This window comes from Oceanospirillum beijerinckii DSM 7166, from assembly GCF_000422425.1.
GTDB lineage: Bacteria > Pseudomonadota > Gammaproteobacteria > Pseudomonadales > Halomonadaceae > Oceanospirillum > Oceanospirillum beijerinckii.
In genome coordinates, this window is record NZ_AULT01000047.1 from 45,408 (window position 1) to 51,888 (window position 6,481).

The 6,481-nt window shown below is 49.3% G+C and carries 8 protein-coding genes; all 8 read right to left on the reverse strand.

Going from position 1 to position 6,481, the window contains the following annotated elements; all coding sequences use genetic code 11:
- Positions 1–29: 29 nt before the first annotated feature.
- A complete protein-coding gene (gene phnK / locus H579_RS0114310; protein ID WP_342662791.1) occupies positions 30–887 on the reverse strand; it encodes a phosphonate C-P lyase system protein PhnK in 858 nt (285 codons plus the stop codon).
- Complete coding sequence (locus H579_RS25760; protein ID WP_084624148.1) at positions 884–1,876, reverse strand: alpha-D-ribose 1-methylphosphonate 5-phosphate C-P-lyase PhnJ; 993 nt, start codon at positions 1,874–1,876, stop codon at positions 884–886. Before H579_RS25760 ends, phnK begins: the two co-directional genes overlap by 4 nt.
- Positions 1,876–3,096, reverse strand: coding sequence for a carbon-phosphorus lyase complex subunit (locus H579_RS0114320; protein ID WP_028301258.1), 1,221 nt, complete (start codon positions 3,094–3,096; stop codon positions 1,876–1,878). The genes H579_RS25760 and H579_RS0114320 overlap by 1 nt, the downstream gene beginning before the upstream one ends.
- A complete protein-coding gene (phnH, locus tag H579_RS25765) occupies positions 3,097–3,789 on the reverse strand; it encodes a phosphonate C-P lyase system protein PhnH (protein WP_051227659.1) in 693 nt (230 codons plus the stop codon).
- Positions 3,789–4,250 carry a phosphonate C-P lyase system protein PhnG gene (phnG, locus tag H579_RS0114330; RefSeq protein WP_084624149.1) on the reverse strand — a complete coding sequence of 154 codons (462 nt, stop codon included), beginning with the start codon at positions 4,248–4,250 and terminating at the stop codon, positions 3,789–3,791. The genes phnH and phnG overlap by 1 nt, the downstream gene beginning before the upstream one ends.
- A 214-nt stretch (positions 4,251–4,464) precedes the next feature.
- Complete coding sequence (locus tag H579_RS0114335; protein ID WP_028301260.1) at positions 4,465–5,367, reverse strand: toll/interleukin-1 receptor domain-containing protein; 903 nt, start codon at positions 5,365–5,367, stop codon at positions 4,465–4,467.
- A 440-nt stretch (positions 5,368–5,807) separates the two neighbouring features.
- Entirely contained in the window at positions 5,808–6,179 is a 372-nt protein-coding gene (locus H579_RS29160; protein WP_157834625.1) for an IS30 family transposase, read from the reverse strand.
- 98 nt (positions 6,180–6,277) lie between these two features.
- On the reverse strand, positions 6,278–6,481 hold a 204-nt coding region (locus tag H579_RS0114340; protein WP_028301261.1), incomplete at its 5' end, for a transposase.

The window sequence follows — 6,481 nt, forward strand, 5'->3', positions numbered from 1 at the left end:
TTCGCCTGGCTCTTCAAATAGTGCTTCAATCAGTTCTGCAAAATGGATGAAACCAATAACTGGGTATAAGGGTGTTGCGGGTCATCCAGCACCTGATCGGTCAGGCCGGTTTCCACCACTTCACCACGTCGCATCACCATCAGACGGTGGGCCAGCAAACGCGCCACCGCCAGATCGTGGGTCACGATAATCACCGACAGTCCCAACTGAGAAACCAGATTACGCAGCAGATCCAACAAACGGGCCTGTACCGATACATCCAGACCGCCCGTCGGCTCATCCATAAAGATCAGCTTCGGATGAGTCACCAGATTACGGGCAATCTGCAGACGCTGTTGCATACCGCCGGAGAACTGACTCGGACGATCATCAATACGACCGGTATCGATCTCTACCGCTGTCAGCCACTCCTCAGCCTTCTCACGGATGCTGCCGTAGTGACGCTCACCTACCGCCATCAAACGCTCACCGATATTGGCACCGGCACTGACATTCATCCGCAGACCGTCACGAGCATGTTGATGCACAATGCCCCACTCGGAACGCATTAGCACACGACGCTCCGCTTCATCACAGGCATACAGATCCAACTCACCAAACTGAGCGCTGTTATAGATCACCTGACCTGAATCGGGCTGCAAGCGAGCTGGCAGCGTGCTTAACAGCGTGGATTTACCGGAACCGGACTCACCCACAATGCCCAATACTTCACCCGGATACAGATCAAAGCTAACATCACCACAGCCCTTGCCTGGGGCGTAGAACTTGCAGATATCCCGCACACTTAACAGAGGCGCGTCATCCTGCCGCTTGCCTGCTTGCCTTTCCGCGCTCGCATCTTTGCCACCCGTCAAAGGCTGACCATTTACATTCTGGATAGCATTCACGGGGCCATCTCCTCTGCTTTTGTATCGTCCTGGGTTTTGCGTTCTTGCTGGGATTGATTGGGCTCAGGTGTTAGCCCTTGCTGACCTTCAGGGTTCTCAGCGGTAAAACCCTGCTCAACACGTTCGCGACAGTAATCCGTATCCGAACAGACAAACATCTTGTTGCCTGCATCATCCATAATCACCTCATCCAGGAAGCTGTGATCGGAACCACAGATGGAACAGCTCTCTTCCCAGCTCTGTACCTCAAATGGGTAATCATCAAAGTCCAGACTCATCACTTTGGTGTACGGCGGCACAGCGTAGATACGTTTCTCGAAACCGGCACCAAACAGCTGCAGCGCAGGCATCTGGTTCATTTTCGGGTTATCGAATTTAGGGATCGGCGACGGGTCCATCATATAGCGATCATTCACCATCACCGGGTAGTCGTAACTGGTGGCAATATGGCCAAAACGGGCCACGTCTTCATACAGTTTTACCTGCATCGCGCCGTATTCACGCAGGGCGTGCATCTTCCGAGTCTCGGTTTCACGGGGTTCGATAAAACGCAGCGGCTCAGGAATCGGCACCTGATAGATCAGAATCTGATCATTACGCAGCTGACGCTCAGGGATACGGTGACGGGTCTGAATCAGACTGGCATCCGCCGTATGTTCGGTGGTTTCAACGCCCGCTGTTTTAGCAAAGAATCGACGGATACTGACCGCATTCGTAGTATCATCCGCGCCCTGGTCGATCACTTTCAGCGTATCGGCTTCACCAATGACGGTCGCAGTCAGCTGCATACCACCGGTACCCCAACCATGAGGCAGTGGCATCTCGCGACCACCAAACGGCACCTGATAACCCGGAATCGCCACCGCTTTTAGCATGGCACGACGAAGCATGCGTTTGGATTGCTCATCCAGATAAGCAAAGTTATAACCTTCAGCACCTGCGGTTTGAGTGGCAGGCTTATTCAATTGAGATGACAATTGAGACGACATTAGATCTTCTCCCCTGCAGTATCAGCCTTGTCTTCAGACGGCTGAGCAGATGCTTCACTGGCGGCTTTACGTAAACGACGGATCATCTCCAGCTCAGACTGGAAATCCACGTAGTGCGGCAGTTTCAGGTGCGAGACAAAACCGTTGGCCGAGACACAATCGGTGTGGGACAACACAAATTCCTGATCTTGAGTTGGATAGTTCACTGCTTCACCCAGCTCTTCCGCACGCAGGGCACGCTCAACCAGCGCAACCGACATCGCTTTACGCTCCGCACGGCCCATGGCGATACCGTAACCACGGGTAAACTGTGGCGGCTGATCTTTACTGCCGTGGAACTGGTTGACCATTTCACACTCGGTCAGCATCACTTCGCCGATCTCAATGGGGAAACCCAACTCTTCCGGCACCAGCTCAACACTCACCAGACCAGAGCGCATCTCACCGGCAAACGGGTGGCTATCACCGTAACCACGCATGGAGGCGTAACTTAGCGACAGCAGAAAACCCTCATCCCCCCTGATCAGATTCTGCAGACGTACTGCACGCTCCGCTGGATAGTTCACCGGCTGACGGGTCAGGTCGCGAGGTGTAATGTCTTCTTCACCATCCGCACGGCTTTGCTCGATCAGGCCTTCCTGATTCAGCAGCTCCAACACTCGTGGGCAGGCTTCCAGCTTGTCACTGGTTTTGGTTTCGGTCCTAGCTTCAGATGGAAATTGTGGGACACCCACATTGTTAGCAGATAGATCAGATTGCAGGACACCCATATTATTAGAAGCCTGTTCAGGCTCAGACAGAGCGCTATCACCTTCCGCTAACAGGGCAAAATCCAGCAGACGATGGGTATAGTCGTAAGTACTACCTAACACCTGACCGCCCGGCAGATCCTTAAAAGTGCCGGAGATACGACGCTCAATCTGCATCTGCTCAGTATCCACCGGCTCGCTATAACCAAAACGTGGCAGCGTGGTACGGTAAGCCCGCAGCAGGAAGATCGCCTCAACACTGTCACCACTGGCTTGTTTCAGTGCCAGCGCCGCCAGTTCAGGGTCATACACCGAACCCTCATTCATCACACGATCCACTGCCAACGGCAGCTGCTGTTTGATCTGCTCAACGCTGAGTTCAGCAATGGCCGTATCACCACGACGCTGCTCGCGCATTAAGGCGTGTGCGTTATCAATCGCCTTCTCGCCGCCTTTTACTGCAACATACATTTAGTTGGCCTCCTGCTGAGTGGTATTACGAATACCGTCTTCGTTATCGCTCGGCTTAATCTCGGTTGAACGCGGTAACGCCACCAATTGATCATCCGCACAGAACACACAGTCCACACCCAGCGGGAAACGCTTACGGCTATTCACCAGATCCAGACGGAAACTGTATGGCAAACCCTTCGCACTCAGGCCTCGCTCGGTCTCGATACCCGGACCAGTCAGACACCAACCTTCGTCGCTATCCTGTACCTGGTTGGTGATCGCTTCCACCTGCACAATCAAAGTGGTGGATTGATCCGGGTATTCAGAGTTACCCCAGTTCAGCGTCTTCAGTTCAGGCAGTTCATCCGCTAAAGCCAGAGCGAAATCCGCCTCAGCAGGCTCAGATACCATAGGGCACTGACAGTGGAATCTGAGATTGCTTACTACCACATCATCGCCAGCCAGTGTCGGGCTTAACCAGATTTTGGTATCCGCATCAAACAGCGTCAGTGCGATCTCCCAGCTGCTTTTATTCAAAGCTCCCGGTGTCTTATCGGTCAGATCCGCAGTCAGAATGGTGCCCGGCTCACTCATCGCCTTCAGCACCTTACGGAATACCTTCTGCGCGTCCTGTACCGCATCATCAAAACCCGCCATCAGCAGATCACTGCGTACTGCACCACGGTTCATACTATTTACCTGCACAGACATTAGTCTTCTCCCCGAACCAGCGTGAAGAAATCCACCTTAGTGGCCGACGCCTTAGCTTCGCGCTCGGCCTTCGCCGCAACCAACTGAGCTTCCAGCGGCGCAATTAACTGCTCTTGCAGCGCTACCTGATAATCACGATCCTGCAGCAACGCATCCGCCAAAGCCGCCGTTAACGCATGGGCTTTATTACGCCCCGCTACATAACTCACACCCAGGCTGCCACTGGCCAGACGCACCGCACAGCGGGTTAACGTCATCTCCCCCAGATTAAATGGCTGACCGCTACCGCCCACACGGCCACGCATCATGGTTAAGCCGATCTCCGGCTTACGGATAAACTGATATTCCGGCTCAATCGCCAAAGCCTGCCACTGATCCTGCAGCGCTTTGCTGTCTGCCTTAGCCAACACAGAGATCCAGTGCTGACGGGCACTTTTGCTCTGCTGTTCTGACATCGTCATGGTTCTACCTTTTCGGTGTTTAGCTAATCAATGACCGCTATTTTTACCGCGTTAAGGCATAGAAAAAATGGAGAATAATTTTGCGAATACCCTAGAAATTCTAAAGACAGAGTTAGAAAGGCTATGCACAGGGGGGTTCGGGGGATTGCAGAGGGGCTAGAAAGAGAAAACCCGGTAAAAATGGATTTTACCGGGTTCGGATGTCACGGAGTTGTCATTTTTGGGTGGCAGTAGGTAGTGTTAAAAGCTTCTCTTTTTCATAGTTATTTAAATCTCTTGTGATGCTTTTCACATATCGATGAATATCACCAATATAACTAGAAACATTTATAAGGATATCCTTGCCTGTGTCCTCCCCTAGACGCCTGCTTGTAACAACAACATCAAGCCTCTTTAATGATTTTTTATCTACCATACTCATATTCCGTATTTCTTTAGTAGAGTCTTTCAATAAGAGCTTTATGTTTTCAGTAATAATATTTTCTGACATAAAGCTTGTAATTATGAATCGCCCATACCAATCTAATCCTAAATCACAATATTCCTCATAACGCTGAGAAGCTTCTTCATTACAGAATACAGTGACTTGAGTAAGTACGGTGTATGGAGCCTCTTTCGCTTGTTCAACCAGAGTAAACTCCATCGTAAACCTGCCGTCGTACTCCCCCCAGTCCATCCCCCAATCTACATGATAATTATCATGTACCATTCTGCTTTGATTAGGGTTTGTGACCTTAGCTATCGCATCCATTACAGAGCTAAAACCTTGGTCAAATGAGCCTCGAAAATCAGCGTACATCTTTTCACGTAGAAAGACAGGGATTTTGCAATCATCTATCACTACAGGGAGAATAATCACTCTTTTTTCGTCTAATTCTCTCATCAGAGCAGAGTTTAACTCTTTCTTACACCACTCAGAGCTGACAGATGATTCAGACAAAATAACAATTAGAGCACTAGACTCTTCAATCGCATTCTGTACTTTATCAAGAATGGAGTCTCCAACATTAAGATTCCATTTATCAACCCAAACATGAGCATTGCTATTTACTAAGTTACCGGCTAGTTTGCTAACAAACCCTTCATCTTGGTGAGAATAGCTTATAAATATAGACATAATTCCCCGAACTACTTTTAACGAAAATCCAGATAGCACCAAGCTTAGCATATAAAACTAATTAAACATGCCCTGAAGCAGCTCAATGCCTCTGCCCGATCTGCGTAATAAATAAAATAAATAGGATAAATAAAAGGACATATATGGACACCTCGCCAATGTCCAGCCGTTTGACATCATTAATTACACTCAGTCTATCTGATCTGGCTTCCTGAAGAATAGATGGCACTTGTACATATATCCGGCTTCTTTCATAAACATACCTGTCCGAGCCTTGATGAGACCTAAGACGCATTGCTTGACCTTGGCACCCACCTGGCCTCTAAGGCCTATGTCCTAACTCAGGTTCCAGCAACGCTAAACCATTCTTTTCATCAGTACTGCACACAAAGAATAATAGGACACCCATAAAATTAGACAGCCTCAGAATCCTGGCAGGTTCAATCTGGAAGTGCACCATAAAGTTCATTATAGATTTCAATTGGTGTTCGGTACCCCAGACATTTTTTCGGACGAGTGTTTAAGTCTCGTTCGATATCCTGGATCTGCTTCTCAGTCACCATCGAAAAGTCAGTGCCTTTCGGTAGATAGCGGCGAATGAGACCATTCACTTGCTCTACAGCCCCTTTCTCCCAGCTATGGTAAGGCAGGCAGAAGTAAGAGAGGCATCCTAGCTTCTCGTTGATTTTTAAATGCCTGGCATTCTCAGGGCCATTATCATAAGTAATTGATTGAACAAAACCTGAAGGGTATGCACTCAGCCGTTTAACAACGGCATTGCTCGTAATCAGAGACTTTTTTGATCCTAGCAGCCTGTCGGACTTAAGCTGTCAATAGGCTTAAAAATCAGAAAAAATTGCGATTTATGCAGGGATATTCCTATTTTTTGAGAATATCCCTGTTCAATACCTTATTTTAGGCGCAACTTGGCTATTCGTTTTAGATTCCAGGCCATACACACCAAGCTCCATTCTCCTGTCACTCCCTTCAGTCCTCGTAGCGAGAACTGACGGAAGCCCAAGACCGATTTGATAATACCGAAGACCGGCTCAACCGTTTGTTTACGTAAGGCATAGATCGCTCGTCCTGCCTTGGTCCTTAACTTATGTGCCAT

Excerpts from the sequence above, each read along its gene's own strand:
- phnH (WP_051227659.1), bottom strand. The coding sequence starts at position 3,789 with ATGTCTGTGCAGGTAAATAGTATGAACCGTGGTGCAGTACGCAGTGAT.
- phnG (WP_084624149.1), bottom strand. The coding sequence starts at position 4,250 with ATGACGATGTCAGAACAGCAGAGCAAAAGTGCCCGTCAGCACTGGATC.
- H579_RS25760 (WP_084624148.1), bottom strand. The coding sequence starts at position 1,876 with ATGTCGTCTCAATTGTCATCTCAATTGAATAAGCCTGCCACTCAAACC.
- H579_RS0114320 (WP_028301258.1), bottom strand. The coding sequence starts at position 3,096 with ATGTATGTTGCAGTAAAAGGCGGCGAGAAGGCGATTGATAACGCACAC.
- H579_RS0114335 (WP_028301260.1), bottom strand. The coding sequence starts at position 5,367 with ATGTCTATATTTATAAGCTATTCTCACCAAGATGAAGGGTTTGTTAGC.